The 26818-nt window shown below is 73.3% G+C and carries 26 protein-coding genes and 1 tRNA gene; 13 read left to right on the top strand and 14 right to left on the bottom strand.

The features are described from left to right. Positions 1 to 10 precede the first annotated feature (10 nt). The 3 genes from LL648_RS22960 (at position 11) to LL648_RS22950 (ending at position 2436) form a co-directional block, all read left to right on the top strand. Positions 11 to 769, top strand: coding sequence for an SDR family NAD(P)-dependent oxidoreductase (locus LL648_RS22960; RefSeq protein ID WP_232664743.1), 759 nt, complete (start codon positions 11 to 13; stop codon positions 767 to 769). Beyond that, entirely contained in the window at positions 769 to 1902 is a 1134-nt protein-coding gene (locus tag LL648_RS22955; protein ID WP_232664742.1) for an epoxide hydrolase family protein, read from the top strand. Before LL648_RS22960 ends, LL648_RS22955 begins: the two co-directional genes overlap by 1 nt. Positions 1903 to 1986: 84 nt before the next feature. Beyond that, on the top strand, positions 1987 to 2436 hold the full coding sequence (locus LL648_RS22950) for a hypothetical protein (RefSeq protein WP_232664741.1): 450 nt from the start codon (positions 1987 to 1989) through the stop codon (positions 2434 to 2436). Positions 2437 to 2545: 109 nt separating this feature from the next. On the opposite strand, the gene LL648_RS22945 is transcribed toward LL648_RS22950, so the two are convergent. Genes LL648_RS22945 through LL648_RS22925 form a run of 5 tightly spaced genes read right to left on the bottom strand, consistent with a single transcriptional unit; the run spans position 2546 to position 7607 of the window. Then, positions 2546 to 3211 carry an ABC transporter ATP-binding protein gene (locus LL648_RS22945; RefSeq protein WP_232664740.1) on the bottom strand — a complete coding sequence of 222 codons (666 nt, stop codon included), beginning with the start codon at positions 3209 to 3211 and terminating at the stop codon, positions 2546 to 2548. Then, a complete protein-coding gene (locus LL648_RS22940) occupies positions 3208 to 4140 on the bottom strand; it encodes an ABC transporter ATP-binding protein (RefSeq protein WP_232664739.1) in 933 nt (310 codons plus the stop codon). The genes LL648_RS22945 and LL648_RS22940 overlap by 4 nt, the downstream gene beginning before the upstream one ends. Then, positions 4137 to 5063 (bottom strand): ABC transporter permease, encoded by a 927-nt coding sequence (locus tag LL648_RS22935; protein WP_232664738.1) that lies wholly within the window; start codon positions 5061 to 5063, stop codon positions 4137 to 4139. The genes LL648_RS22940 and LL648_RS22935 overlap by 4 nt, the downstream gene beginning before the upstream one ends. Next, positions 5056 to 6030: an ABC transporter permease gene (locus tag LL648_RS22930; protein WP_232664737.1), complete on the bottom strand. Its 975-nt coding sequence runs from the start codon at positions 6028 to 6030 to the stop codon at positions 5056 to 5058. Before LL648_RS22930 ends, LL648_RS22935 begins: the two co-directional genes overlap by 8 nt. After that, positions 6027 to 7607, bottom strand: coding sequence for an ABC transporter substrate-binding protein (locus tag LL648_RS22925; RefSeq protein WP_232664736.1), 1581 nt, complete (start codon positions 7605 to 7607; stop codon positions 6027 to 6029). The genes LL648_RS22930 and LL648_RS22925 overlap by 4 nt, the downstream gene beginning before the upstream one ends. Before the next feature lie 145 nt (positions 7608 to 7752). Between LL648_RS22925 and LL648_RS22920 the strand changes: the two genes are divergently transcribed. Continuing rightward, entirely contained in the window at positions 7753 to 8343 is a 591-nt protein-coding gene (locus LL648_RS22920; RefSeq protein ID WP_232664735.1) for a superoxide dismutase, read from the top strand. Between the two features lie 104 nt (positions 8344 to 8447). Here LL648_RS22920 and LL648_RS22915 read toward each other — a convergent pair whose 3' ends face one another. The 3 genes from LL648_RS22915 to LL648_RS22905 form a co-directional block, all read right to left on the bottom strand. Next, entirely contained in the window at positions 8448 to 9725 is a 1278-nt protein-coding gene (locus LL648_RS22915) for a competence/damage-inducible protein A (RefSeq protein WP_232664734.1), read from the bottom strand. Next, positions 9725 to 10666, bottom strand: coding sequence for a patatin-like phospholipase family protein (locus LL648_RS22910; RefSeq protein WP_232664733.1), 942 nt, complete (start codon positions 10664 to 10666; stop codon positions 9725 to 9727). The genes LL648_RS22915 and LL648_RS22910 overlap by 1 nt, the downstream gene beginning before the upstream one ends. 113 nt (positions 10667 to 10779) lie before the next feature. Then, complete coding sequence (locus LL648_RS22905) at positions 10780 to 11205, bottom strand: acyl-CoA thioesterase (protein WP_232664732.1); 426 nt, start codon at positions 11203 to 11205, stop codon at positions 10780 to 10782. A 142-nt stretch (positions 11206 to 11347) separates the two neighbouring features. Between LL648_RS22905 and LL648_RS22900 the strand changes: the two genes are divergently transcribed. The 3 genes from LL648_RS22900 to LL648_RS22890 all read left to right on the top strand — a co-directional run bounded on the left by LL648_RS22900 (position 11348) and on the right by LL648_RS22890 (position 12401). Then, positions 11348 to 11737 carry an STAS domain-containing protein gene (locus tag LL648_RS22900; protein ID WP_232664731.1) on the top strand — a complete coding sequence of 130 codons (390 nt, stop codon included), beginning with the start codon at positions 11348 to 11350 and terminating at the stop codon, positions 11735 to 11737. 15 nt (positions 11738 to 11752) lie between these two features. Further along, positions 11753 to 11848 (top strand) — tRNA-Sec (locus LL648_RS22895). A 43-nt stretch (positions 11849 to 11891) separates the two neighbouring features. Further along, positions 11892 to 12401, top strand: coding sequence for a hypothetical protein (locus LL648_RS22890; RefSeq protein WP_232664730.1), 510 nt, complete (start codon positions 11892 to 11894; stop codon positions 12399 to 12401). A 116-nt stretch (positions 12402 to 12517) separates the two neighbouring features. On the opposite strand, the gene LL648_RS22885 is transcribed toward LL648_RS22890, so the two are convergent. Then, entirely contained in the window at positions 12518 to 13705 is a 1188-nt protein-coding gene (locus LL648_RS22885) for an MFS transporter (RefSeq protein ID WP_232664729.1), read from the bottom strand. A gap of 170 nt (positions 13706 to 13875) precedes the next feature. On the opposite strand from LL648_RS22885, the gene LL648_RS22880 reads away from it, so the two are divergent. Continuing rightward, the gene (locus tag LL648_RS22880; RefSeq protein WP_232664728.1) at positions 13876 to 15249 is read left to right on the top strand and encodes an amidase; all 1374 of its coding nucleotides are present in this window, start codon (positions 13876 to 13878) and stop codon (positions 15247 to 15249) included. A gap of 75 nt (positions 15250 to 15324) precedes the next feature. Here LL648_RS22880 and LL648_RS22875 read toward each other — a convergent pair whose 3' ends face one another. The 4 genes from LL648_RS22875 to LL648_RS22860 form a co-directional block, all read right to left on the bottom strand. Further along, a complete protein-coding gene (locus LL648_RS22875; protein WP_232664727.1) occupies positions 15325 to 16890 on the bottom strand; it encodes a PH domain-containing protein in 1566 nt (521 codons plus the stop codon). Beyond that, on the bottom strand, positions 16887 to 17402 hold the full coding sequence (locus tag LL648_RS22870) for a PH domain-containing protein (RefSeq protein WP_232664726.1): 516 nt from the start codon (positions 17400 to 17402) through the stop codon (positions 16887 to 16889). The genes LL648_RS22875 and LL648_RS22870 overlap by 4 nt, the downstream gene beginning before the upstream one ends. A 486-nt stretch (positions 17403 to 17888) precedes the next feature. After that, positions 17889 to 19289 (bottom strand): alkaline phosphatase PhoX, encoded by a 1401-nt coding sequence (locus LL648_RS22865; protein ID WP_232664725.1) that lies wholly within the window; start codon positions 19287 to 19289, stop codon positions 17889 to 17891. A gap of 105 nt (positions 19290 to 19394) precedes the next feature. Beyond that, complete coding sequence (locus LL648_RS22860; RefSeq protein WP_232664724.1) at positions 19395 to 20501, bottom strand: PLP-dependent cysteine synthase family protein; 1107 nt, start codon at positions 20499 to 20501, stop codon at positions 19395 to 19397. 51 nt (positions 20502 to 20552) lie between these two features. On the opposite strand from LL648_RS22860, the gene LL648_RS22855 reads away from it, so the two are divergent. Continuing rightward, on the top strand, positions 20553 to 20927 hold the full coding sequence (locus LL648_RS22855; RefSeq protein WP_232664723.1) for a hypothetical protein: 375 nt from the start codon (positions 20553 to 20555) through the stop codon (positions 20925 to 20927). 42 nt (positions 20928 to 20969) lie between these two features. On the opposite strand, the gene selD is transcribed toward LL648_RS22855, so the two are convergent. Then, complete coding sequence (selD, locus tag LL648_RS22850; protein ID WP_232664722.1) at positions 20970 to 21998, bottom strand: selenide, water dikinase SelD; 1029 nt, start codon at positions 21996 to 21998, stop codon at positions 20970 to 20972. A gap of 114 nt (positions 21999 to 22112) precedes the next feature. On the opposite strand from selD, the gene LL648_RS22845 reads away from it, so the two are divergent. From LL648_RS22845 to LL648_RS22830, 4 genes are all read left to right on the top strand, one after another. Beyond that, positions 22113 to 22943: a hypothetical protein gene (locus LL648_RS22845; RefSeq protein WP_232664721.1), complete on the top strand. Its 831-nt coding sequence runs from the start codon at positions 22113 to 22115 to the stop codon at positions 22941 to 22943. Between the two features lie 105 nt (positions 22944 to 23048). Further along, positions 23049 to 24362: an L-seryl-tRNA(Sec) selenium transferase gene (gene selA, locus LL648_RS22840; protein ID WP_232664720.1), complete on the top strand. Its 1314-nt coding sequence runs from the start codon at positions 23049 to 23051 to the stop codon at positions 24360 to 24362. Positions 24363 to 24365: 3 nt separating this feature from the next. Further along, on the top strand, positions 24366 to 26144 hold the full coding sequence (gene selB / locus LL648_RS22835) for a selenocysteine-specific translation elongation factor (protein ID WP_232664719.1): 1779 nt from the start codon (positions 24366 to 24368) through the stop codon (positions 26142 to 26144). 39 nt (positions 26145 to 26183) lie between these two features. Then, a complete protein-coding gene (locus LL648_RS22830; RefSeq protein WP_232664718.1) occupies positions 26184 to 26603 on the top strand; it encodes an anti-sigma factor antagonist in 420 nt (139 codons plus the stop codon). Positions 26604 to 26818: the final 215 nt, after the last annotated feature.

Genomic DNA, 26818 nt, shown 5'->3' with positions numbered 1-26818 from the left:
GGGACGCGCGATGGATCTGCAGCTCACCGGCAAGGTGGCGCTCGTGACCGGCGGGACGAAAGGCATCGGACGTGCCGTCGTCAAGGCGCTCGCCGATGAGGGCGCGCGGGTGGCGTTCTGCGCCCGGACCGCCACCGACGTCGAGGCCGCCGAGAAGGAGCTGCGCGACGCGGGACACGACGTCGCAGGCAGCGCCGTCGACGTCGCCGACGCGGCGGCGCTCACCGATTGGGTAGGTGCGTCCGCGGAGCGGTTCGGCCAGGTCGACGTCGTCGTGGCCAACGTCAGCGCGCTGGCGATCGGCTCGGGCGAGGACAACTGGAAGGCCGGCTTCGAGGTCGACCTCATGCACACCGTCCGGCTGTGCGAGGCGGCGCTGCCGCACCTCGAGCAGACCAAGGGCTCGGTGGTGGCGGTGTCGTCGGTGTCCGGCCGCGAGATCGACTTCGCCAAGGACGCCTACGGCACGATGAAGGCCGCCGTGGTGCACTACATCTCCGGGTTGGCGTTCCAGACCGCCGCCAGCGGGGTGCGCGCCAACTGCGTCTCCCCCGGCAACACCTACTTCCCCGGCGGTGTCTGGCAGGGCATCGAGCAGGGCAACCCCGACATGTTCTCGACCGCACTCGGCCTCAACCCCACCGGCCGCATGGCGCGGGCCGAGGAGATCGCCTACGCCGTGACGATGCTGGCGAGCCCGCGCGCGTCGTTCATCACGGGCACCAACCTCGTCGTCGACGGCGCCCTCACCAGAGGGGTTCAGCTCTAGTGCGCGAATTCCGCGTAGAGATCCCCGAGTCGCAGCTGGACGACCTGCGCGACCGGCTGGCGCGCACCCGCTGGCCGGAGGCGGCCACCACCGACGGGTGGGGACAGGGCATCCCGCTCGACTACGCGCGCGAGCTGTGCGAATACTGGGCCCACGATTACGACTGGCGCCGCTGCGAGGCGGAGCTCAACTCGTTCCCCCAGTTCAAGACCGGTCTCGACGGCGGCGGCGACGACGCCGTCGAGGTGCATTTCATCCATGCACGCTCGCCGTACCGCAAGGCGATGCCGCTGTTGCTGACGCACGGCTGGCCCGGTTCCGTCGTCGAGTTCCTCGGCGTGCTGGAGGAGCTGACCAACCCCGAGGACCCGCGCGATGCGTTCCACGTGATCGCGCCCTCGCTGCCCGGCTACGGGTTCAGCGCCAAACCCACCGTCGACGGTTGGGGTGTCGAGCGGATCGCGACCGCGTGGGCGCAGCTGATGGACCGGCTCGGCTACGACCGGTACGGCGCCGCGGGCGGCGACTGGGGCTCGATCATCACCTCGGCGCTGGGCACCGGCATGCCCGAGAACGTTGCTGGCATCCACCTGACCATGCCGCTCGCGCTGCGCCCCGAGGACGGCACGGTCGGGCGGTTGACCGCCGCCGAGAAGGCCGCGCTGGCGGAGCGGGAGACGTTCCAGAAGCTCGGCACCGGCTATTCGGCCTTGCAGTCGACGCGGCCGCAGACGCTCGGGTACGGGCTCGTCGACTCCCCGTCGGGCCAGTGCGCGTGGATCGTCGAGAAGTTCTGGGACTGGACCGACTGCGCGGGCCACCCGGAGAACGTGATCAAGCGCGACCGGCTGCTCGACAACGTGATGCTCTACTGGCTGCCCGGCACCGCGGCGTCGTCGGCGCGCCTGTACTGGGAGAGCTTCAAGCGCAGGCGGATGGACCCGGTCGACGTCCCGACCGGCGTCACGCTCTTCCCGAAGGAGCTGTGGCGCCTGCCGCGCAGCTGGATCGAACGCCGCTACACCGACCTGCGGCACTGGAACGAGCCCACCACCGGCGGGCACTTCGCGAGCCTCGAACAGCCGGAGGTCTACGTCGACGAGCTGCGGGCCTTCTTCCGCCCGCTTCGCTGACCGGCGATCAGGTAGTCCACCACTCGTGTGCGGTCGCCCCGGCGCGACGAGGCTCCTCGGACCGAACGGATCCGAGGAGTGCACATGTCCATGTTCCGCATCAGCAGCGCGCTCGTCGCGGCGGCGGCCGCGGTCCTGCTGACCGCAAGCTGCTCGGGGCTGCCCGGTTCCACCGCTGCCCAGCAGCGGACCGCGCCGACACCCACTCCGACCGCAGCGGCCGAGAAGGACGCGCCGACCGAGGAGGCCGAGACGGCAAGGACGACACCGGCCGGCGGCACCCAGAAGCTCGTGCTGGAGGCGCTCGGCACCGGCCAGGCCTACTCCCTCGCCTGGGCCGCCGACACGTCCGACTTCATCACCTACGTGGACCTGCCGTGGAAGCGGGAGTTCGTGGTGCCCGACACGCTGCCACAGCAGTTCCAGGTGGTTGTGGTCGGCGGCGAGAACGTCGGGTGCCGGATCACCCTCGACGACGAGGTCGTCGTGGAGCAGTCGGACGGCAACGGGCACTGCGTCTACGAGCGGAACTGACGGCTGCGTCGCGCCTGGCCGGCGGTCCGAGACGCCGGCCAGGCGCACCCCACGGGTGTCGAGCAGCCAGAACGATCACCCTGGGCTCTTGCAAACTGCTTGCAACAAGTTACGCCACGGTGGCCGGCGCCGCTACCCAGGGCCGTTCGACGCGGGTCGCCCAGACGGCCAGCAGCTCCTCGTCGTGTGAGACGGCGAGCACTCCGACACCGTCGGCGGCCTGCGCGTTCACGACCGCGACCAGCGCCGCTGTCGTCGACGCGTCGAGCATCGCGGTCATCTCGTCGCAGACGAGGTAGCGCGGGCGCAGCACGAGCGCGCGGCCGAGGCAGGCGCGTTGCAGCTGCCCGTCGCTCACCTCGTGCGGGCGCCGGCCGAGCAGCTCGGCGGTGAGCCCGACCCGTTCGTGCAGCTCGGCCTCCCACTCCGGGGCGCGGCCGCGGCCCGTCGCGAGCAACGGCTCGGCGACGATGTCGCGCAGCACCATCCGCGGGTCGCAAGCCTGCCGCGGCAGCTGGAACACCACCCCGACGGACGTCCGCAGCTCGCGCGGCGCCCGATAGCGCACCCCGCGCGCGACGGTCCCGTCGATGCTGATCCGGCCCGCCCACGGCGCCAGCAGCAACGCCAGCACCCGTGCGAGCGTCGACTTGCCGCAGCCGCTCGGACCGGCGAGCCCGACGACCTCCCCGGGCTCGACGGCAAGATCTATGCCGTCGAGCACCCGCTCCCCGCGCCGGTAGCCGGCCACGATCCCGCTTGCTTCGAGCGTCATGCGGGCACCTCCGCGCACGCAACGGCCCGCTCGCCGTGCCAGCTCAGCACCGGGTCGGGGACGCAGGTGTGCAGGTCGGGACGGCGCTGGTCGAACCCGCAGCCGGGCGGGAGCGCGGTCAGGTCGGGCGGGTGGCCGGGGACCGCGACGAACCCGCTGCCGGGCAACGCGTCGAGCAGTCCGCGGGTGTACGGGTGCCACGGGTCGCCGAGCACGTCGCCGGCCGGGCCGATTTCGACCAGCCGCGACGCGTACATGACGGCGATGTCGGTGGCGACCCTGCGCGCGGCGCGCAGATCGTGGGTGATCATCAGGACGGCCTGGCCCGCGGCGGCCCGCTCGGCCAGCAGGTCGGCGGTCCGGTCGACCAGCGGGCGGTCCAGCCCGGCCGTGGGCTCGTCGGCCAGCAGGACGGGCGGGTCGCCGGCCAGCGCCGCCGCCACGCCGACCCGTTGCGCGGTGCCGCCGGAGAGCTCGTGCGGGTAGCGCCCCAGCATCACCTCCGGCAGCCCGACGGCGGCGGCGAGCGCACGCACGCTCGCCCGGGGGTCGCGGTCGTCCGGACGCAGCGCCTTGACGGTCTCGACGAGCTGCGACCCGACCGTGCGCACCGGGGTGAGGTGGGTGGCCGCGGACTGCGGGACCAGCCCGATCCGTCGCCCGCGCACCTCGCGGCGCAGCTCCCGTTCCGACGCGGCGAGCAGCTCGCGCCCGTCCAGCTCCACCCGGCCGGCCACCTCGGCGTTCGCCGGCAGCAGGCCCATGATCGCCGAGGCGAGCACCGACTTGCCGCAGCCGCTCTCCCCGACCAGCGCGAGCAGCCGGCCCGGCCGCAGCGTGAAGGTCGCGCCGGTCACCGCGCGCACCGTCGCCTCGCGCCGGCCGCGGCGGAACCGCACCGACAGGCCGTCCACCACCAGCCCGGTCACAGCTCCAGCTCCGATCGGCGACGCGGCAGCGTCCGGTCGCGCCACCACGCCGCGATCCCGGCGACGGCGAGCGCGGACGCCACGAGCAGCAGCGCCGGGAAGGTGACGATCCACCAGGCGCCGAGCAGCACCGCGGCCCGGCCCTCCCCCAGGATGTTGCCGATGCTCGCGAGGTGCGGCGGCAGGCCGAGCCCGAGGAAGCTCAGCGCGGTCTCGTGCCAGACGGCGTGCGGCAGCAGCAGCACCGTCGAGAGCGCGGCCTGCGGCACGATCGCGGGCAGCAGGTGCCGGCGCAGCACCCGCATCCGAGTGGCGCCGCCGGAGATCGCGGCATCGATGAACGGGCGGTCGCGCAACGAGAGCACCTCGGCCCGGACGATCCGCGCCACGCCGGTCCAGTGCGTCAGCGCGATCGACGCGATCACGGCGATCACCGAGCCGCGGTAGAGCGCGACGATGACGATGCCGAGCAGCAGGTGCGGCACGGCGTTGACGGTGTCGACCACCCGCATGAGCAGGCGGTCGGGCCAGCCGCCGAGCACCCCGGACGCCGCCCCGAACAGCGCGCCGAGCAGCGTCGAGACCACCGCGCACGTCGCCGCGACCAGCAGCGAGACCCGCAGCCCCGCGAGGCTGCGCAGCAGCAGGTCACGGCCCTGCGAGTCGGTGCCGAACGGGTGCTCGAACGAGGGCGGCAGCCGGATCGCGCTGTAGTCGACGGCCCGCTCGTCCAGCCCGCCCAGCCACGGCCCCAGCACCGCGGCCAGCACGAGCACCACCAGCAGCCCGACGCCCGCGACCAGCCGGGATCGGGCCCGGCCGGCGGCGCGGCCGCGTGGGGTGCCCGCCCTGACCCGCGCCGCGGAACGCCATTGCGGCTCCCCCGCGGCCTTGCGCGCCGCAGGCGCGTGCGTGTCAACCATCGGCCCGCACCCTCGGGTCGGCCACCGCGACGGCGACGTCGGCGAGCAACGAGCCCAGCAACACCGCAGCCGTCGCGAGCACGGCGAGTGCCGCGATCATCGGGAAGTCGACGGCCAGCGCGGAGGTGACAACGGCCTCCGCGATGCCCGGCCAGGAGAACACCGTCTCGACCAGGACGGCTCCCGTCACCAGCTCCGGCACCCGCGTGCCCAGCAGCGTCACGAACGGCAGCAGCGCGGTCGGCAGCGCGTGCCGCAGCACCACAACCGGCTCGGAGAGCCCACGCGCCCGCGCACCGGCGACGTGGTCCTCCGCGAACGCCCCCAGCAGCGAGCCGCGCACGTGCAGCACCAGCCACGGCGTCTGCGACACCCCGAGCACCAGCGCCGGCAGCACGAGGTGCCGGGTGATCTGCCCGACCGTCGCCGGCGCCCCGGCGTCGGTCAGGCCCGCGACGGGCAGCCACCGCAGGCCGAGCGCGAACACCGCGATCGCGACGAGCGCCAGCACGAACGGCGGGATGCCCTCCATCGCGTGCCCGATCGCCGTGACCACCCGGTCGAACATCCCACCCTGCCGCCAGGCCGCGACCGTGCCGGCGACCAGCGCGAGCAGGAGCGCCACCAGCAGTCCGACCGTGACCAGCAGGATCGTCCACGGCAGCCGCTCGGCGATCACCTCGCCGACCGGCTGCCGGAACGAGCGGCTGCTTCCGAGATCCCCCGACAGCACCCCGGAGAGCCACCTGCCCAGTTGCTGGAACACGCCGTCGTCGAGCCCGAGCCGGGCCCTCGTGGCGGCGAGATCGGCGTCCGTCGCTGTGAAGACGTCCACGCCGTAGTACTGGTAGATCGGGTCGAACGGCGAGGACGCCGCGAGCAGGAACACCCCGATGGCGACGATCACCAGCACCGGCACCGCAAACGCGAGGCGGCGCAGCACGAGCGCGCCGAGCTCCCGGCTCACGGCCGCGGGGTCCAGTCCTCGACGTTCCACCACGGCCCCCAGGTGGTGCCGTGCGAGTGTGGGTCGACTGCCTGCTGGTAGCCGTCCCACCGGTCCCTGACCAGGTAGGAGTGGTCGAGGAAGGCCAGGAAGACGAAGCCCGGCGCAGCCGCGTAGGCGCGCTGCCACTCCTTCACCGCCGCTACCCGCGCGGCGGGGTCGACGGCCTCGCGCGCCTTGTCCAGCGCGGCGTCGACGGCCGGGTTGACATAGGACGCCGGGTTGTTGAACCCGTCGCCGGCGTACGAGCTGTGCAGCAGCGGGTAGCTGACGATGTCGGGGTCGAACGGGCTGCCGCCACCAAGCACGAGCGCGTCGGCGCCCATCCGCGGCTCGATGGCCTCCCAGCCGAGCCCTTCCAGCGCGACGTCGACCCCGACCGCGCGCGCGTCGGACGTGAAGGCCTGCGCGAAGTCGCGGCGGATCGAGTCGGTCGCCGCGTACATCAGCGTGAACCGGGCCGGCACGCCGCCGCGCGCCCTGGTCCCGTCGGGGCCGCGCAGCCAACCTGCTGCGTCGAGGATGCGCTCGGCCTCGGCGCGGTCGAACCGGAACTGCGCCGCAGGCTCGGCGTACTCGGTCAGCACCTCGGGGATCGGCGTCGACGCCGGGGCGCCCTTGCCGGCGAAGAGCGCGTCGATCATGCCTTGCCGGTCGACGGCGAAGTTGAGCGCGAGCCGGACCGCGGGATCGCCGGTGACGGGGTGCGCCGTGGGCAGCGTGATCGTCCGGTAATCGGCGCTCGGGTGGTCGAGCACGGTGTACTCCGAGCCCTGGAACGTCGCGGCGAGCGCGGGCGGCAGCACTGTGCCGTCGAACTCGCCGGAGCTCAGCCGCTGCGCGCGGGTGTTGTCGTCGACCGCGAAGACGACGGTGATCTCCTTGACGGCCGGCGCGCCGCCGAAGTAGCCGTCGTTCGCGACGAGCCGCATCGACCTGCCCTTGCGCCACTCGCCCAAGCGGTAGGGACCGGTGCCGACCGGCGCGGTGCCGAAGGGCGAGTCGGCGGCGGGTGCCGGCGTCGCAACGCTCTCGGCCGGGACGATGCCCAGCGTCAGGCGGTGCAGGAACGCGGCGTCGGGCCGGGTGGTGGTGAACCGGACGGTCTGCGCGTCGATCTTCTCGACCCGCGCGATGGTCGTGAAGTCGGAGCGGATCGACGACGCGTAGGCGGGGTCGAGCAGCGCTCGGTAGGTCGCGACGACGTCGTCGGCGTCGAACGTGCTGCCGTCGTGGAAGGTCACGCCGGCGCGCAGCGGTACGGTCCAGGTCAGCGCGTCGGGCGCGCGCTCGGGCAGCTTCGCCGCCAGCACGGGCTGCAACGTCCGCTGCGCATCGTGCGCGACGAGCCCGTCGAAGATCTTGGAGGCGCCCTCGGTGCCGTAACCGAGCAGCGGGTGCAGGCTCTCCGGTTCGAACCCGTCGGCGAGCACCATCGAGCTGCCGTCGCCGCTGCCTGTCGCACCCCCCGGGGCGGTCGGTACCGAACATGCTGTGACGAGCAGGAGGCAGACCGCGAGGACGGCACGACGGATCACGGCCGGACGCTAGACGCAATTGCCAATAAGTTGCAAGAGCCACAGAGTGCCGGACCCCACACATGCATCCCGCGCACTGTTGCGGAAGTATCGCTGTTGCCAGCGATTCGCACAGCAGATCCACAGCAGCAAGCAGGAGGAACTCGTGGCCGAGTACTCGCTTCCCGATCTCCCCTACGACTACGGCGCACTCGCGCCGCACATCGCCGCCGAGATCATGGAGCTGCACCACTCCAAGCACCACCAGACCTACGTCAACGGTCTCAACGACACGCTGGAGAAGCTCGCCGCCGCCCGCGAGAAGGGCGACTTCGGCGCGATCGTCGGTTTGGAGAAGGCGCTCGCCTTCAACCTTGGCGGGCACATCAACCACTCCGTGTTCTGGAACAACCTCTCCCCCGACGGCGGCGGCAAGCCGACGGGCGACCTGGCGGCGGCGATCGACGACCAGTTCGGCTCGTTCGACGCGTTCCAGGGCCAGTTCACCGCCACCGCGACGACGATCCAGGGCTCCGGCTGGGCGATCCTGGCCAAGGATCCCGTCGCGCAGCGGCTGCACATCGTCCAGCTGTACGACCAGCAGGCCAACGTGCCGATCGGCCTCGTCCCCGTCGTCATGCTCGACATGTGGGAGCACGCGTTCTACCTGCAGTACAAGAACGTGAAGCCGGAGTACGTCAAGGCGTGGTGGAACGTCGTCAACTGGGCCGACGCGGAGCAGCGCTTCTCCTCGTGACCACCGTGCGGGGTCCTCGCAGAGCACGGCTCCGCGAGGACCCCGCGGTCAGAGGCGCCGGGTCAGAGGCGCCGGGTCAGAGGCGCCGGGTCAGAGGCGCCGGGTCAGAGGCGCTGGGTCGCGCGCAGGATCAGGTGCATCGCGACGTCCGTCGCGCGTTCCCTGATGTCGGTGCGGTTGCCCGGCAGCCGGACGGTGCGGGCGATCACCTCGCCGCTGCTGGTGGTCACGCAGAAGCAGACGTGCCCGACCGGCTTGTCCGGCGACCCGCCCGTCGGGCCCGCGACGCCCGTGATCCCGACGCCGACGGTCGCGCCGAACTTGGCGCGGGCGCCGTCGGCGAGCGCCAGGGCCACCTCCGGCGAGACGGCGCCGTGCTCGGCGATCATCTCGGCGGGGACGTTCAGCAGCGCCGTTTTGGCCTCGTTCGAGTAGGCGACCACCCCGCCGGCGACGTACTCCGACGACCCCGCCCGGTCGACCAGTCGCGACGCGAGCATGCCGCCGGTGCACGACTCACCGGTCGCGACCATCGCGCCGGCCGCCAGCAGCCCGCGGGCGACCAGCTCGTCGGTGCTGCTCCCGTCGGTGCTGAGCAGGTGCTTCGAGTGCCGGTCGGCGACCGCGTCGGCCAGCGCCGCCGCGGCGCCCTCCGTGCCGGGCCGCGGCCGGATGTCGACCTCCAGCTCGGATCGGCGCAGGCAGGTCGTCACCTCGACGCCCGCTGGTTCGCCCAGCTCGCGCAACGTCGCGGCGATCTCCGACTCGGGCAGGCCGTAGAACCGCAGCAGGCGCGGCTCGGCAGCGGGGACGCCGGCGAGCAGCTCCCGCATCGGTGCTGCGTCGAGCGCCGCGGGCCACATGCCCTGCAGCTCGCGCGGCGGGCCGGGCAGCACGACGACCAGCGGCCCGCCCGCGCGCGGCACGACGAGCCCGGGCGCGGTCCCGACCGGCGGCAGCGCGACCGCGCCGCGCGGCACCATCGCCTGCTTGCGGTTCGACGCGTCGAGCGCGGGCCCGTCGAAGCCCGTCCGCTTCGCCCACGCGGCGAGGATCTCCGCGATGTGGGCGTACATGCCCTCGTCGAGCTCCATCTCCAGGCCCGCGAACCGGGCGACGACCTCCGCGGTCAGGTCGTCGGCAGTCGGGCCGAGCCCGCCGCTGGTGACGATCAGCTCGACCCCGGCGTCGGCAACGAACCGCAGCGCGGTGGTCAGGTCGTCCGGCCGGTCGCCGACGACGAGCAGGTGCGCGACCTCGAACCCGAGCCGGCTGAGCTCGGCCGCGACCCATGGCCCGTTCCGGTCGGCGATCACCCCCGTGAGCAGCTCGCTCCCGGTGACGACGACCGCGGCCCGCGGCCGCTCCCCCGTGGCCGCCATCAGGCGGGATCGAGGTCGCGCCGCTCCGCCGCGACCGACTCGACCGCCGCGACGACCGACTCATCGCCGATGCGGACGGCCTCGCGCAGCGGATCGCGCTCGATGCACAGCGCGCCGATCTCCGCGGACCGGGACGGCGCGATCGCGAGGAGGTGACCGGGTTCGCGGTCGGGGTGCGCGGCGTCGGTGATCAGCCGCAGGTCGGCGCCGTAGCGCCGGGAGCCCTGCGCGACCGTGCCGAGCCCGGGCACGATCCGGTCGAGCGCCCGCGCCCAGAGCGAGAGCCCTGCGTCGGCGTCGTGGTGCAGGTCGTCGGCGCCGCGGCAGAGCATGACGAGCACGTGCGTCGCGCCGCCGCGCAGCGCGCGGGCCATCGCCAGCGGCTCGCCGACCGACCCGTCGACCCAGCGCCGCCCGTCCCACTCGACCGGAGGGCCGCAGAGCAGCGGGATCGACGCGCTCGCCCGCAGCGCGCGCTTCCAGTCGGCCGCGGTCCGCATCCCGACGAGCGTGTGCGGCCGCAGGTCGGCGGTGTCGGTCGCGACGACCCGCAGCGGGGCCGGCATGTCGCCCAGACCTGCCCAGTCCAGCGGCTTGCGCTTGCCGATGGCGTCGACGAGGTGGTCGAGCGAGACCACCGGCTTGCGGCTGCCCAGCCTGCGCATGTTGATGAAGACGTCGGTGGCGAGGTCCTCGTGGAAGCAGGCCGCGCAGTCGGCGGCGTTGCCGGTGAGGAACGCCGCGGCGCTGTAGGAGCCCGACGACGCCCCGTAGACCTCGTCGAAGCCCTGCTGGAAGCCCGCCCGTTCGAGCGCGCGCAGCATGCCCGCGACGTACGCGCCGCGCATCCCACCGCCGCCGATGACGAGCGCGACGTGGTGCTCGTCGTGGCGCTGACCCGGCCGGCTGCCGTCGGCGCGACGGTCCAGAAGCACCCGCATGACGTCACGGTCGCCGTGTACGAAGGGGAGCGGCTCCACCTGGTTCACGCGAGCAGGGTACGGGCCGGCGGCGCCGCACGCGCCGTCCGGCCGGCGAGGATCCGATCGAGGGTTCAGTCGATCCCGAGCACGGCGGGCTCCGTCGCGATCTCCGCAAGCCGGGCCCGCGGGTCGGCCACCAGCCTGCGCGCAGTGGCGTCGAGCAGGCCCATCCGGCAGCTGATCTCGGCCGCGACCACCCCGTCGGTCTTGCGGAGGGTGTGCTCGATCGTGAAGGTCTTGCCCTCCCCGAAGGCCAGGTCGGAGCTGATGTCGACGGCGTCGCCGTGGCGCAGCTCACGGAGGAACCGGACATGCGTCTCCAAGAGGACGATCCCGACGCCGAGCTCCGTGAGCCGGTCGATCGAGCAGCCCGCGGCGGTGAGGTGCTCGGTGCGGGCGTGCTCGCCGTACCGGTGGTAGTTGGCGTGGTTGACGTGCCCGTTCACGTCCACCTCGTAGCTGCGGACGTGCACCCGCACGGCGAATTCGCGCTCCATGCGAGCAGCATGCCCAGGGGTGTTGTTGTCGGCTTTTCGGGCCCGTCGTAGGGTTCGGCGAGCGGCTCGAAACGGCCGCGCACGGTTGCGGTCAACGGCCGGTGCCACGAGTCCACGACGCTCAATCGAGGAGCCGGAGCACATGAATCTCGATCCACCCGGTGAGCAGGGGGCGGACGTCGGGGAGATCCTTCGCTTCGACGTGGTCGACCACGGCCCCGGTGTTCGCGTGCTGCACGTCGTCGGCGAGCTCGACACCTTGACCTCGCCCGTGCTCCAGCAACGCCTGCAAGAACAGCTCGCCGAGGTGCGCGACCTCGTGCTCGACCTCACCGACGTCTCCTTCCTCGGCTCGGCCGGGCTCGCCGTGCTCGTCGGGGGCAAGGACGAGGCCGAGAGCCGCGGCGGCACGCTCTGGCTGGTGCCTGGGTCGCGGATCGCGAGGCGCGCGCTCGAGGCCACCGGACTGCTGCAGCTGTTCACCGTCGCCGACGGGGTGCCGCAGGCGCTGGAGGCTCTCGCCGGGCGGTGACCGCGGTGACGCCTGGGAGGCGTGAGGGTGCCTGGTGGCCCCCGCGGTCTTCAAAACCGACGTGGCCGAGCATCTCGGCCAGGCGGGTTCGATTCCCGTCCGCCTCCGCCACCGCGTTGCTCCCCCGAGCAGGCAGCCGGAATACTCCGGTCCTGTGCCCTTGATCCAGTCCTGCGCCGTGCAGGACGACCTGTTCGGCCTGGTCATCGTCCACACGGACAACGAGAACGGCTCGGTGGAGATCGCCGGCGACGGCCTGCCCTCGGTGGTCGTGAGCCGCTCGGAGGCCGCCTCCGTCACGCAGCTGGTGCCGATCGGCACTCGCCGGGCGGAGTTCCTCACCATCACCGTCGACGGCCGGCCTGGCACCGTCACGCCGGGGCGGGGCAGCTTCACCCGCCGCTCGCACCGCGTCGACAGCGTCATCGGCGGCACGCGGTACCGGATGAAGCCCAAGGACGAGCACACCAGCACCGTGCTGCGCGACGGCAAGCCTTACGGACTCATCCTCCTGGAGCCGGAGTCGATCGAGCTCACGGCCACCTGGGAGCCGCACTCGCCGCAGCCGCAGGACGTCGCCGTCGCCTATGCGCTGGCGACCGCGTTCGGCACGGGCGCCGAGCACACGCTGATACTGCTCCTCGAGATCGTCGGGTGGACCTGATCGGGACGCGCGCGTTCCCGCACACGAGGGCAGGAAAGCCACTTTCAGGCCCTCACAGGGCAGGAAAGTGGCTTTCCTGCCCTCCCCGGCGCCCCGTCGGCCGGTGCGGTGCGGGGTCAGCGGAGGGGGCGGCTCGTGCCCGTCAGCACCGCCGCGATCGCCAGGACGGCAGCCGCCGCCAGTGTCGCCGTCGCGGCCCCGCCGGTGCCGGCGAGCCAGCCGAGCAGCAGGTTCGAGCCGACCATCACGCCGCTCTGGACGACCCCGAGCAGCGCCTGTATCCGGGAGAGGTGCGAGGCGGGCGAGGCCGTCATCAGCACCGGGCCCGCGTGCGCGATGAACACCCCGAGGCCGGCGCCGAGCAGCAGGCCCGCCCCGATCGCGACGGGCGCCGCGGGAACGGCCGCGATCACCCCCGCTCCCACCGCGGTGCCCAGCAGCCCGAGCCCGGCGGCGGGACCGGCCAGCCGGGACGTCCCGGTGCGGGCGACCACCAGCGCGCACAGCAGGGCCGCCGCGCCGACAGCCCCTTCGACGAGCCCGGCGTCGGTGGCCGCCCAACCGCGTTCCCTGGCCAGCAACGGGACGAGCAGCGCCTGCACCGGCAGCACGAACCCGCCCGCGACGGCGTAGGCGGCCAGGACGACCCGCAACGCGGGCACCCGCACCGCGACGCGCAGCGCGTCCCCCATCTCGCGCAGCAGCGACGCGCGACCGGCCGGCCCAGCCGGGTTCGCATGCAGCAGCATCGTCGCGACCACCACCGGGACGAACGAAACGGCGTTCACCCCGAGCGCGGCGACCAGCCCACCGGCCACGACGAGCAGCCCGCCGAGCGGCGCACCGGCGAGCTGCGCGACCTGGAAACCGGCGTTGCGCAGCGCGAGTGCGCGCGGCAGTTGCGGTGCGTCGACGAGCCGGGCCGGGAGCGAGCCCGCCGCGGGGAACGCGAACGCGGTCGCGATGCCCAAGACAACCGCGACCACCAGCAGCAGCCACAGCGGCCCGCCGACCGCCGCGGCGGCCACCGCGACGACCGCTGATGCCACGAGCACCACGACGTCGGCGGCGATCAGGACGGGCCGGGCGCCGACCCGGTCGGCGATCGCGCCGCCGAGGAGCATCAGCAGAGTCCTCGGCACGATCAGCGCGGCGAGCACCGCCCCTGCTGCGACGCCGCCGTACGCGCTGGCGGTCCAGCCGAGCGCGAAGTACAGGATCCCGTCGCCGATCTGCGAGACCGTCGCGGCGCCCACCCACACCCGGAAGGAGCGCGGCAGCCGCTCCTGCAATTGAGTCCCCATGGCTCAAGTACTCAAGCTCAGGAGCAATCACCCGTCAAGCTAAGTTGAGTCCAGTCGGCTCAACTTAGTGGATCACTCGATCCGGGGAAGGCTCGTGCATGTGGGCGCCGTTGACGGAAGAGTCGGCGGGTCGGGCTCCCATAACACCTGATCAATGCCATGGTGGGGGGATGGAGGCCCCCGACCTGACCGCGTTGACCGCGGCCGAGATCGCGGCCCGGGTGCACGACGGACGCAGCAGCGCGGTTGATGTGGCGCGGGCCCACCTGGCCCGCATCGCCGATCTCGACCGCACCACCGGCGCGTTCCAACATCATGATCCGGCACGGGTGCTCGCCGAGGCGGGCGGTGTCGACGCGCGGCCCGATCGGTTCGCGCTGCCGCTGGCCGGCGTCCCGATCGCCATCAAGGACAACATCGACGTCGCCGGCTACCCCACCCGGCACGGCTCGGCGGCGACGTCCACCGAGCCGGCGAAGCGCGACGACGACCTGGTCAAACGGCTGCGCGCGGCCGGCGCCGTCGTGCTGGGCAAGACCCGCCTGTGCGAGCTGGCCATCTGGGGCTTCACCCACTCCGCGCTCGGCAGCACCCGCAACCCGCTCGACGGCGACCTCGACCCGGGCGGCTCCAGCGGTGGCAGCGCCGCCGCGGTGGCCGCCGGCATGGCCGCGCTGGCGCTCGGCACCGACGGCGGTGGCTCGATCCGGATTCCTGCAGCGTATTGCGGGTTGGTCGGGGTCAAGCCCGGCACCGGGGTGGTGCCGTTGCCGGGCGGCGCCGACGAGCACTGGGGCGGGCTCACCGCGGCCGGCCCGATCGCCAGGACGGCCGGCGACGCCGCTCTCATGCTCGGCGTGCTGAGCGGGCAGCCGATCGAGCTCGCCGGCACGAGCCCCAGCCGGATCGCGCTGTCATTGCGCAACCCCGTCCCGTTCGGCCGGCTGCACCCCGACCACCGCGCCGCCGCGATCGGTGCGGCCGCCCGGTTGCGGGCCCGCCCCGGGGCGGTCGTGTCGCTCACCGAGCCGCCCTACCCGCGGGGCATGCACGCGCAGTGGGCGCGGCGCTGGCACGCCGGCGTGGCGCACGACGTGGAGGCGCTCGGGCTGGAGCGCTCGGCGTTGGAACGGCGCACCGCGACCGTGGTCCGCAAGGGCCGGCGCGTCCGGCGTTTCACCCGGCCGCGACCGGCGGCCGCGGCGGCGTGGCGCGACGCGATGGTCGGCTGGCTGGACGACGGCGGCTACGACCTGATGATCAGCCCGGCCGTTGCCGGCCCGCCGATGCCGGTCGACGCCGCCGCCGGCAGGCGCTACCTCAGCACGTTGCTGGTCCAGGCGAGGCGCGTGCCGTACACGCAGGCGTGGAACCTCGCGGGCCTGCCGGCCGTCGTCGCGCCGCTCGTCGTCGAGGGCCGCCCGGCCGGGGTGCAGCTGGTCGGCCGCCCTGGTTCGGAGGCCATGCTGCTCGCCGCGGCGGCCCAGCTGGAGCGCAAGGCGGTGCCGCGCACCGGCGCCGCGGCCCCCCGCAGCTACGTCTGACCCCCCAACTTCCCCACCGTTTTGTGCACTTGCGCGCAGTTTCGGCGCGCAGGTGGACAAAACGGTGGGGAACTTCTACGGGTGGTCGGGCTCGAGGAACGGGTCGAGCAGACCGGGGACGCAGTCGCGCGCGACCGGCAGCACGTCGTCCTGCAGCGCGTACTTGATCGTCTGCGTGCCCTTGCCGGCGGCCACGGCGGCGATCGCGGTCAGCACGCGCGGCCTGCGCTGGAACACCGTGCGCCGGAACTGCCACGCGATGATCCCGTCGGTCCGGACCGCGACGGTGTGCCGTCCGGCCGGCCCGCCCTGCGCGACGAGGAACTCCCCCACCCGCGCGTGCCCGAGGTTGCGGTACTCCAGCCACGCCCCGACGACCGCCGGCACGACCAGCAGCAACAGCACCTGCCAGATCCAGTGCGGGACGAGCCCGACCAGCGCGAGCATCAGCAGCACCGCGGCCGGCACCAACGCCAGCGAAACTCCTTGCAGGAGCAGGATCCGCAGCGCGGCGACCGGGTGGCGGCGCATCGGCGCGCCCACGGGTGACGTCGGTGTGCCCAGCACGTCCGCGGTGACGCGGTGCGCGACGGCGGCGGGAGCGGTCGGGAGCAGCATGTCGCTGTCCTTCTTCTCCTTGCCCTCGCCGTCCTTCGTGCCCAGGCCGGCCGCAACGACCCGCAGCCGCGCGCCACGGCCGAGCTGCAGCATCAGCGGCTCGTCCATCCGCACGCCCCGGATCCGCCGCTCCTCGATCGACACCGACCGCTGTGTGAGCAGGCCGTAGGAGATCCGCAAGGTGCCGTCGTCGGCGCGGACGAGGGTGTAGCCGCCGTAGAACAGCACGTAGAGGACGGTCGAGAGCACGGCGTTGAGCACCAGCAGCCCGACCAGCCCGCCGATCACGACGGTCAGGATCGGGGTGGCCACGACCCAGTCCCACGCGCCGCGGACGGGGCCGGAGCGCCAGATCTCGTCGCCGCCGACCGAACGGGCGAGCTGCGCAGCACCGCCGGCGAGCACGGCGAGCGCGACGAGCCCCATGATCGAGAGCGGCGCGAGCTTGACCCACGACGCCTCGAACCTCGCCAGCGGAGCAGGCTCGGCTGGGCCCCCTGGATCTGCCACCGCGACGGCAGGTGCGCGCGATCCGCGGTCGAGCAGCAGCCTGCGCAGCCGCTCGGCCTCCTCGGTGGTTACGGAGTCCAGCTTCAGCTCGTCGTCCGACTCGCCGCCCTGCCGCCCGGTGCCGATGGCGACCACGGACAGCCCGGCCAGCCGGTGCACGACGTCGGAGGTCAGGTCGACGGAGCGGAGCCGGTCGCGCGCGACCGAGCGGTGCTTGCGCACCAGCATCCCGCTGGTCATCTCCACGTGCGTGGGCGTGATGCGATAGCGGGTGGTGCGCCAGTGCCACGCGCTCAGCGCGAACACGCCGATCGCGACGGCCGCACCGATGGCCGGCTCGATCACGCCGAAGCGGTCCCAGCCGCGGAAGGTGATCGCGACGAGCCCGGCCAGCAGCAGGCCGGCCAGCGGCTGCACCGGCGCGACCCAGATCGACCTGCGGTCGAGCTGCTGCCACTCGGGCTGCGCGACCGTGCCCTGCACTGCGGTGTCGGCCGGTGATGCACCGGTCATGTCGCGTCACCCGGTGTCGCCTCGGTCGCGGCCGTCAGCTGCTCGACGAGCTCCGCCGCGAACCCCCGTTCCAGGCCCTTGATCTTCAGCTCGCCCGCCGTCGACGCCGTGGTGATCGTGACCGTGGAGAGCCCGAGCCACTGCTGCAGCGGACCGCGCTTGGTGTCGACGGTCTGCACGCGCGAGAGCGGCGCGACCCGCCAGTCCTCGACGAAGAACCCCGTCCGGACGTAGACGGCCTGGTCGGTGACCTCCCACCGGTGCTTGCGGTAGCGGATCGGCGGTGTGACGACGATGTCGACCGCTCCGACCACGACGATCACCGCGACGACCCCGACCAGCCAGGCCGTGGACACCCAGAACAACGCGCCTGCGGCGACGACGAGCACAACGAGGTAGAACCCGGCGTCCTGCAGGCGCCACCACGTCGTCGCGCGCGGGTGGACGGGGTTGTTCGGCGGCCGCAGCCGCAACCGTGCAGGTGGGGACGCTGTCGTCGGTGCGTGTGTCACGCGAGCACCATGCCCTACCGGTACGGGGCTGTCGTCATCCTTCCGTCGGGATCACCGCGACGGAGGACGGAGACGACCTCCGACGGAGGTCGAGCGACGCGCCGTCGACCGGCCAAGGTGGTTCAGGAAAGTCCGCCATGGCCCTCCGGGCCGCCACGAGGGATGAGAATCCGTGCCGGGGTGCAGCTCCGGGTACGCGACCGCAGACCGGGGTGGGTGCCCGAACAGGGCGCGCAGGGCGCTCGTGCACAGGTTGGTGCCGCCGTGCACAGGTTCGAACCTGTGCACGGGGAGGTGAACCTGTGCACGACCAACCCCGCGGCCAGGGCCGGGGCCGTGGTGGCCGGCCGGGGTGTGTGCGTTGCGCACGCGAGGGCGTGAGCTGCGCGAACGGCACTTTCGAACGATAGGTTGGCCTGAAAGTGCCGTTCGCGCACAAGGCTTTCCTGACCCTCGCCGTGCGGCGCCGGGGTGGCTGGTCGTCTTTCACGTCTGGCGCCGCCAGGGGCCGGTGATCGCGAACATGTAGCCGGGCGTCTGGATGTTGGCGAAGAGGATCTTCTTGTCCGGCGAGTAGACGGGGCCGGTGAACTCGCTGCCCTGCGCCTTGCCCGAGTCGAAGTCGTTGCGGGCCACGGGGAACGTCTGCCCGCTCGGGGTCGCGCCGACGAGGTGCTGCACGCCCTTTCCGTCCTCAGCGATGATCACGCCGCCGTACGGCGAGACGCTGATGTTGTCGGGCCCGTCGAACGCGCCGTCGACGTCGGGGTCCGGGTTCTTCGTCAGCAGCAGTCGAAGGGTGATCGTCTTCTTCTTCGGCTCGTAGAACCAGACCTGGCCGTCGTGCACGACCGGGCTCTCCTCACCGGCGAAGCTGGCGACGATGTAGACGCCGTCACCGTGCCACCACGCACCTTCGAGCTTGTGGGAGCGGGTGACGTCGCCGTCGCCGAGCTGCAGCCGGGTCGGCTTCTCACGGCCGTCGCGGTCGGGCACCGGCACCCACTCCACCGCGTAGGTGGTGCCGGGCTGCGTCGCGAGCGAGAGGTCGGGGACGTGCCGACCGTTGCCGTCGCTCGCCTTCATCGCTGTGTACCCGCCGGAGGTCGGGCCGAGCCGGTGCAGGCTGTCCTTGCCCATCCGGAACTCCCTCGGCGCCTCCCACCGGTAGAGCAGCCCGTTGGGGTCGCCGGCGTCCTCGGTGAGGTAGATGTCGCCGCGGCGCGGGTCGACGGCGCAGGCCTCGTGCGCGAACCGACCCAGCGCGATGATCGGCTTCGGGTCGCGGTTGGCCTCCCGCTCGTACGGGTCGACCTCGAAGACGTAGCCGTGGTCCTTCTGGAACCCCTTCTGCCCGGCCTTCGCGTCGACCTCCTCGCAGGTCAGCCAGGTGGCCCAGGGGGTGACGCCGCCCGCGCAGTTCGTCGCCGTGCCCGCGACGCCCACGTGCTCGCTGATCCGATTTCCCCCGCGGTCGACCTCGATCACCGTGCAGCCGCCCGCGGCGGCCGGGTCGTAGGTCAGCCCCTCGTGGTGCGGCACGGGCAGGTCGGTGCCGAACGGGTCGGCGATCTCGTGGTTGTTGACGAGCACCGTGCCGCCGCCGCGGCGGGCGAAGGCGCCGGTGCCGTCGTGGTTCCGAGGCGTCGGCTCGCCGGTGTCCAACGTGGTGACACCGGCCTCCGTGACCACCGTGTACGTGAAACCTTCCGGCAGCGCGAGGCGCTTCGCCGGGTCGGGGACGAGCGGGCCGTAGCCGGCCTGCCGCGGCGCCGCTGCCGCTGAAGGTGCTGTGACCAGCATGTCGGTGCTGCCGATCAGGAAGACGCCGGCGCCGGCCGCGGCGCTGCGCTGGAGGAGGTCGCGGCGCGACAGTCCCTTGGTCATGTCTCTCCGTTCACGCACTGCCCGGGGTGAGCTCCCCGGCAGGGCCGAACGCTTTCCCACCAACGCGGCCGGGAGGTGAACGGGAGATGACCATCGACGATCCACTCAGCCGAGATCGGGCGGAATCCACTCGCTACCGTCGAGAAAGGACTCGATGGTCTTCCGGTACGGCCCGAGCTGCATGCCCTGCGCCTCGACCCAGGCGTCGTCGTAGTAGCTGTGCCGGTACCGCTCGCCGCCGTCGCAGATGAGCGTGACGATGCTGCCCCGCACCCCTTCCGCGCGCATCCGGGCGACCAGCTGCCACACGCCCCACATGTTCGTGCCCGTCGACCCACCGGCCCAGCGCCCCGTGACGTCGTGCAGGTGCCGCGCCGCCGCGACGCTCGCGGCGTCGGGTACCGGGATCATCAGGTCGATCACCGACGGCACGAAGCTCGGCTCCATCCGCGGCCGCCCGATCCCCTCGATCCGCGACGGCATCCCGGTGCCGTAGTCGGACGCGCCGGTGACCCACCCGGGGAAGAACGCGGAGTTCTCCGGGTCGACCACGGCGAGCCGCGTGCAGTGCCGCCGGTAGCGCACGTACCGGCCGATCGTCGCGGACGTCCCCCCGGTGCCGGCACCCATCACCACCCACTCCGGGACGGGGTACCGCTCCAGCTCGAGCTGCTGGAAGATCGACTCGGCGATGTTGTTGTTGCCGCGCCAGTCCGTCGCGCGCTCGGCATAGGTGAACTGGTCCATGTAGTGCCCGCGGGTCTCCTCCGCGAGGCGCTGCGCCTCGGCGTAGATCGCCGCACCGTGGTCGACGAAGTGGCACTGCCCGCCGTACCGCTCGATCAGCGCGATCTTCTCCGGGCTCGTCTTGCGCGGCACGACCGTGATGAACGGGACCCCGATCAGCCGCGCGAAGTACGCCTCCGAGATCGCCGTCGAGCCGGAACTGGCCTCGACGACGGTGGTGCCCTCGACGATCCAGCCGTTCGCCAGTGCGTACAGGAACAGCGAGCGCGCGAGCCGGTGCTTGAGGCTGCCGGTCGGGTGCACCGACTCGTCCTTCAGGTAGACGTCGACCCCCCATTCCGGCGGCAGCGGGAACGGGTGCAGGTGGGTATCGGCCGAGCGGTTCGCGTCGGCCTCGACGAGGCGGATGGCCTCGCTCACCCAGTCGCGGGTGCGGTTGCACGAGCGGTCAACGGGTCCGGACACATCAGCCACATCAGGACGGTAACCACTTCCCTCCTGCAGTAGCGTGGCGGCGTGGACGAGAGCGAACGCCGGAGCCACTACCGGGCGGAGGCGGCGGCGCTGGCGGAGGTCGGCGAGGCGCTTGCGGACGTCGACATCCCGACCGTCATGGTCCGGCTCCCACCGCACCTGGCGCAGCTCGCCGTCGACGCCTGGGAGCGCGACGACAGCGACGACGGGGCGGACGGCGGCTCCTCCGACGAGACCGCCGACGAGTACGTCGACCGCCACCGCGCCGCCATGCTCGCGCTGATCGGCATCGCCGTCGCCGAACGCGGGACGCGCGACGTCACCGGCCAGACCGACGATGTCGTCGTGGAGCTGGACGTCGACCTCGTCGCGCAGGCGCAGGAAGCGGCGCTCGAGGCGAGCGACACCCCGGCCTGAGACCGCCGGCTCCGCCGGAAGGGCACCCAGGTTGGCCCGGGCCTACCCCCGCCGGATCGTGATGCGGCCGGCCCCGGCCCGCACACGCCCGATCACCGCAGCCGGCGCCCCGAGCTCGGCGACCGCCGCCGCGGCCCGGTCCGGTGCCGCGCCGAACAGCAGCCCGCCCGACGTCTGCGCGTCGGCGAGCAGCAGGACGTCCAGCTCGTCCACGGCGGTGCCGTCGACGTGCTCCGCCACCCAGTCGCGGTTGCGGCGAGACCCGCCCGGGACGCAGCCGCCGGCGGCGAGCTCGCGGACTCCTGGCAGGAACGGCACGGCCGCGACGTCGATCTCCGCGTCGACGCCGGAGGCCGCCGCCATCTGCGAGAGGTGGCCGAGCAGTCCGAACCCGGTGACGTCGGTGCAGCCGGTCGCGCCGGCGTCGAGCGCGGCCCGCGCGGCCGCGGCGTTGCTGGTGATCATCGAGGCCACCGCGGCGTCCTGCAGCTCGGTGGAGGCGGATCCGGCCTTGATCGCGGTCGTCGCCACGCCCACCCCGAGCGCCTTCGTGAGCACGAGCGCGTCGCCGTCGCGCAGCCCGGTGTTGGTGAGCACGCGGTCCGGGTGCACCTCGCCGACCACCGCCAGCCCGTACTTCGGCTCCGGGTCGTCGATGCTGTGCCCACCGACCACGGCGAACCCGCCGGACGCCCCGATCTCCGCGCCGCCCGCGAGCACCTCGGCGAGCATCGACATCGGCAGGTCCGACGACGGCCACGCCACCAGGTTCAGCGCGAAGAGCGGCCGGCCGCCCATCGCGTAGACGTCCGATGCGGCGTTCTGCGCCGCGATCCGCCCCCATGTGCGCGGGTCGTCGACGACCGGGGTGAAGAAGTCGGTCGTCGCCACCAGCGCCCGCTCGGCGTCGAGCCGCCAGACCGCCGCGTCGTCGCCGGTCTCCGTGCCGACCAGCAACTCGGCATGCGGAGGCGGGACGAGCGTGCGCATCACGTCGGCGAGCAGACCGGGGGCGAGCTTGCAGCCACAGCCCGCGCCGTGACTGAACTCCGTCAAGCGACGAGAGGACACCCGATCATGGTAGGCGCAAAAGCCAGTCGACACGCCGAGCGCTCACCGCACGGATCACCCCGTCTACCGCCCCCGGATGGATACGCACGCGTTCGATGGATCACACTACTGACCGTGACGATCTCGCCGGGGCAGCAAACCGTCCAATCCAACGGGGGAGTTCCGGCCCCAGCCGGCTCCTCCTTCGACGTAGTGCGGCGCGGTTACGACCGCGACCAGGTCGACGGCCAGCTGCGTGAGCTGCGGGAACGCCTCGCGAACGCCGAGGCCGCCCGCCAGGCCGCCGAGCAGCACGCGCGCGCGACCGAGGGCGAGCTGCGGGCCGCCCGCACTCAGCAGCAGTCGAACCAGCCGGAGCCGCAGATCTCGCAGGAGAGCTTCGGCTTCCGCGCCGAGAAGATCCTGCGGCTCGCCGAGCACGAGGCGGCCGACGTGCGCAGCCGCGCGGCCAACGAGGCCACCGCGCTCGTCGAGCAGGCCCGCGCCGACGCCGAGCGGCACCGCCACGAGGTCGAGCAGACCCTCATCGCGCGGTCCGCCGAGCTCGACCAGGAGGCGGCCCAGCGCAACGTCGCCATCCAGGAGCGCGAGCAGCAGGCCGCCGCGACCATGACCGCCGCGCGCGACGACGCCAAGCGCATCACCGAAGACGCGCAGCGTTCGGCCGAGGGGCTCCTGAACGAGGCGCAGAACCGCGCGGAGGAGGTCCGCAACCGCAGCGAGCAGGAGATCCGCCGCCGCCGCGAGGCCGCCGAGCAGGACCTGCGCCGCATCAACGGCCTGCACGACGGCGTGCGCAACGAGATGGGCCGCCTGCACAAGCTCCTCGGCAACGAGCTCGACTCGAACCCCGTCGAGAGCAGCAGCAACCGCCGCCGCACCGCCCCGACGACCGACACGTCGTCGAGCACGTCCACGGCGACCACCTCGTCGTCGACCTCCTGAGCACCGACCAACCGCTCCCGCGGTGATCGTTGTCAGCGGGGTGGCTCGGCTTGCGCCAGCAGGCTGGACCGCCCCGCTGATGACGTAGCGACGTATCGTTCAGGGGTGAACGACCCACGGCGGCTCGTGCCACGCACCGACGTCCTGCTCGCCGCCCCACCCGTGCTCGAGGCCGTGCAACGGCTGGGCCGGGAGCGGGTGAAGGCCGCCATCACCGCCGCGCAGGAGCAGGCCAGGCGCGGCGAGCTGCCGATGGCCGCCGACGACATCGTCGCCGCCGCGATCGACGCCCTCCCGAGCGCCGCAACCGATCTGCGGCCGGTCATCAACGCCACCGGCGTGCTGCTGCACACGAACCTCGGCAGGGCTCCGCTCTCCGCGGCCGCCCGGGCCGCCGTCGATCGCGCCGCCGGCACCTGCGACGTCGAGCTGGACCTCACGACCGGCGGCCGCGGCCGCCGGGGCGCGGCGGCGGTCGCCGCACTGCTCGCCGCCGTCCCGGGCGCTGCCGAGGCGCACCTGGTCAACAACGGCGCTGCCGCGCTCGCGCTCGTCGCCGTCGCGCTGGCGGGCGGCGAGCGCCGGGAGATCGTCGTCTCGCGGGGCGAGCTGGTGGAGATCGGAGACGGCTTCCGCATCCCCGACCTGCTCACCTCGACGGGGGCGCGGCTGCGGGAGGTCGGCACGACCAACCGCACCAGCCCGGCCGACTACGCCGCAGCCGTCGGCGAGCAGACCGCCTTCGTGCTGAAGGTGCACCCGTCGAACTTCGTGGTCAGCGGCTTCACCCGCAGCGTCGAGCTGGAAGAACTTACCGGGCTGGGCGTCCCGGTGGTCGCCGACATCGGTTCCGGCCTGCTCACCCCGCACCCGCTGCTGCCCGACGAGCCCGACGCTTCGACCTCGCTCGCCCGCGGCGCCACGATCGTCACCGCCTCCGGCGACAAGCTGCTCGGCGGCCCGCAGGCCGGGCTGCTGCTGGGCGCGGCCGGTGAGGGCGCGGAGCTGGTGGCCCGGATCCGGCGCCACCCGCTCGCCAGGGCGATGCGGGTCGACAAGCTCACGCTGGCCGCCGTCGAGGCCACCGTCCGCGGCCCGGTCACGCCCGTGCGCCGCGCGCTCGACACCGACGTCGTCGACCTCCGCAAACGGGCGGAGCAGATCGTCGCCGCGCTGCGCGGCGCCGGTGTCGATGCGCTGGTCGCCGACACCGGCTCGACGGTCGGTGGCGGCGGAGCACCCGGCGTGGTGCTGCCCAGCGCCGCGGTCGCGCTCCCCGAGCGCTACGCCGCCGCGCTGCGGGCCGGCGAGCCCGCTGTGCTCGGGCGCGTCGAGGACGGCCGCTGCCTGCTCGACCTGCGCGCCGTCGGCCCCGACAACGACCAGCCGCTCACGTCCGCCGTGCTGGCCTGCGGGTAGCCGATGCATGTCGTCGCCACCGCGGGCCACGTCGACCATGGCAAGTCGACGCTGGTCCGCGCGCTGACGGGGATGGAGCCCGACCGGTGGGCCGAGGAACGCCGCCGCGGCATGACGATCGACCTCGGGTTCGCGTGGACCACCCTCGCCTCGGGCCGCACGGTCGCGTTCGTCGACGTCCCCGGGCACGAGCGGTTCGTCACGACGATGCTCGCGGGGGTCGGGCCGGTGCCGGCGGTGCTGCTCGTCGTCGCAGCCGACGAGGGCTGGATGCCGCAGTCCGCCGAGCACCTCGACGCGCTGGCCGCGCTCGGCGTCGACGCCGGCTTGCTGGTGATCACCCGGAGCGACCTGATGGACCCCTCCATCGCGCTCGAGGACGCCCGCGACCACCTCGCCGGGACCCCGCTCGCCGACATCCCCGACGTGTGCGTCTCCGCGGCGACCGGCGCCGGGATGGACGAGCTGCGCGCTGCGCTCGACGCGCTCACCGCGGCGCTGCCCGCGCCCGACCGGTCGGCCGACGTGCGGTTGTGGATCGACCGCGCCTTCACGATCCGCGGCGCCGGCACCGTCGTCACCGGCACGCTCCCCGCCGGGCGCATCACCACCGCCGACGAGCTGGAGCTGGTGACGGCGGGCGGCAGCACGACGGTCGGGATCCGCTCGCTGCAGAGCCTCGGCGCACCCGTGCAGAAGGCGCACGGCGTCAGCAGGCTCGCACTGAACCTGCGGGGCGTGCCCCTCGACGCCGTGAGCCGCGGCGACGCGCTGCTCACCCCCGGCGCGTGGCTGACCACCGACCTCCTCGACGCCCGGCTGGCGAGCGTCCACGAGCTGCCGGCCCAGCTCACGTTCCACATCGGCGCCGCCGCCGTCACCGCTGCCGTGCGGCCGCTCGGCGCCGACACCGTGCGGCTGCGCCTCAACCGCAAGCTTCCCCTGCGCATCGGCGACCGGGCCGTCCTGCGCGACCCCGGCCGCCGGCAGGTCGTGGCCGGCCTGACGGTTCTGGACGTCCGGCCGCCACCGCTGCGCCGCCGGGGCGCCGCGGCCGCGCGGGCGGCCGAGCTCGGCACCATGGACGGCGTCCCGTCGGCCGCCGACGAGCTGCGCAGGCGAGGCATCGCCCGCCGCACGGAGCTGGCCGCGATGGGCGTCCCGGCCGCTCAGCTGAACGGCTCGTCGCCGGGAGGGTGGCTCGTCGAGCCAGCACACGCCGCCGCACTCGCGGGACGCCTCGCCACCGCCGTCGCCGACCACGACAAGGCCGACCCGCTCGACCCCGGGCTCCCGCTGGAAGCGGCGCGGCGCGCCGTCCAGCTCCCCGACGCCCGGCTCGTCGACGTCGTCGTCGCCGCGAGCGACCGGCTGACCGTCCGCGACGGTCGCGTCGTCACTGGCACCGCGACCGGCCTCCCGGCCGCGCTGCGGGAGAAGCTCGGCCGGCTGCGCGACGACCTGTGCGCCGCCCCGTTCGCCGCACCCGACACCGCCCGGCTGGCCCAGCTCGGCCTCGGCCACCGGGAGCTCGCGTCGCTGGTCAAGGCGGGTGAGCTGCTCCGCGTCGCCGACGGCGTCGTGCTGCTGCCTGACGCCGACGAACGGGCGTTGGAGGTGCTCGCGCGGCTCGGTCCCGAGTTCACGGTGAGCGCCGCACGCCAAGCGCTCGGCACCACGCGTCGAGTGGCCGTTCCGCTGCTGGAGCTGCTGGAACGCACCGGGCGTACCGTCCGCACGTCCGACGGGGCACACCGGCTCAGCGACAGCACCCCTGCTTGAAGTGGCAGGGTGCGTCGACTGGCCCTACGGTTGCCCTCGATGTCCGAGATTCGGGAACCCACAGGCATCGTCGAGCCCGTTCTGTCATCCATCCGGCAGGACGCCGTGGCCGACGAGCAGATCTTCGTGTCCGTGCGCCCGGCCGGCGCCGGCAAGGTCATCGTCGAGGTCGGTGGCGAGGTCGACATGCTGACCTCCCCGCAGCTGCGGGCGGTCGTGCTGGAACAGCTCGCCGCGTCCGGCACCGACGTCGTGGTGCTCGGGCTCGACAAGGTGACGTTCCTCGGCACGAGCGGGCTCGCGGTTCTCATCGAACTGCGGGAAGCCACCCACGCCGCCGGCGTGGAGCTGCGGATCGCCTGCACCGCCCGTCGGGTTCTCAGGCCGCTCACGATCGCCGGGCTGATCCCGCTTTTCGACATCCACGACACATTCGACAAGGCACTCGAAGCGACCTGAGGCCGTGTGGTGTGCGTCACACCTGCGAGTGGGCGCACGGCAGTCGGGTCGCGGGACCACCGGCCCGCTCAGGACCTCTGAGCAGGCCGGATACCGGCGCGGGCCGCCATCGCGGCGCCGCCGAACCCCCACCGGGGAGCGCGACGCGAACCGCTCCCCGGAATTGAGCTGCGTGTCGGAGTTTGGCGGCGCAACCACCAGGGAACCAGCACCTC

The organism is Pseudonocardia sp. TRM90224 (assembly GCF_021245725.1).
In the GTDB taxonomy this organism is placed as follows: Bacteria; Actinomycetota; Actinomycetes; order Mycobacteriales; family Pseudonocardiaceae; genus Pseudonocardia.
This window is presented reverse-complemented; position numbering and strand designations above follow the sequence as displayed.

What these genes read in the sequence shown, in the direction of transcription:
- LL648_RS22960 (WP_232664743.1), top strand. Translation starts at nt 11, where the DNA reads ATGGATCTGCAGCTCACCGGCAAGGTGGCGCTCGTGACCGGCGGGACG.
- LL648_RS22950 (WP_232664741.1), top strand. Translation starts at nt 1,987, where the DNA reads ATGTCCATGTTCCGCATCAGCAGCGCGCTCGTCGCGGCGGCGGCCGCG.
- LL648_RS22945 (WP_232664740.1), bottom strand. Translation starts at nt 3,211, where the DNA reads ATGACGCTCGAAGCAAGCGGGATCGTGGCCGGCTACCGGCGCGGGGAG.
- LL648_RS22935 (WP_232664738.1), bottom strand. Translation starts at nt 5,063, where the DNA reads ATGGTTGACACGCACGCGCCTGCGGCGCGCAAGGCCGCGGGGGAGCCG.
- LL648_RS22915 (WP_232664734.1), bottom strand. Translation starts at nt 9,725, where the DNA reads ATGGCGGCCACGGGGGAGCGGCCGCGGGCCGCGGTCGTCGTCACCGGG.
- LL648_RS22910 (WP_232664733.1), bottom strand. Translation starts at nt 10,666, where the DNA reads ATGCGGGTGCTTCTGGACCGTCGCGCCGACGGCAGCCGGCCGGGTCAG.
- LL648_RS22905 (WP_232664732.1), bottom strand. Translation starts at nt 11,205, where the DNA reads ATGGAGCGCGAATTCGCCGTGCGGGTGCACGTCCGCAGCTACGAGGTG.
- LL648_RS22900 (WP_232664731.1), top strand. Translation starts at nt 11,348, where the DNA reads ATGAATCTCGATCCACCCGGTGAGCAGGGGGCGGACGTCGGGGAGATC.
- LL648_RS22885 (WP_232664729.1), bottom strand. Translation starts at nt 13,705, where the DNA reads ATGGGGACTCAATTGCAGGAGCGGCTGCCGCGCTCCTTCCGGGTGTGG.
- LL648_RS22880 (WP_232664728.1), top strand. Translation starts at nt 13,876, where the DNA reads ATGGAGGCCCCCGACCTGACCGCGTTGACCGCGGCCGAGATCGCGGCC.
- LL648_RS22875 (WP_232664727.1), bottom strand. Translation starts at nt 16,890, where the DNA reads ATGACCGGTGCATCACCGGCCGACACCGCAGTGCAGGGCACGGTCGCG.
- LL648_RS22865 (WP_232664725.1), bottom strand. Translation starts at nt 19,289, where the DNA reads ATGACCAAGGGACTGTCGCGCCGCGACCTCCTCCAGCGCAGCGCCGCG.
- selB (WP_232664719.1), top strand. Translation starts at nt 24,366, where the DNA reads ATGCATGTCGTCGCCACCGCGGGCCACGTCGACCATGGCAAGTCGACG.
- LL648_RS22830 (WP_232664718.1), top strand. Translation starts at nt 26,184, where the DNA reads ATGTCCGAGATTCGGGAACCCACAGGCATCGTCGAGCCCGTTCTGTCA.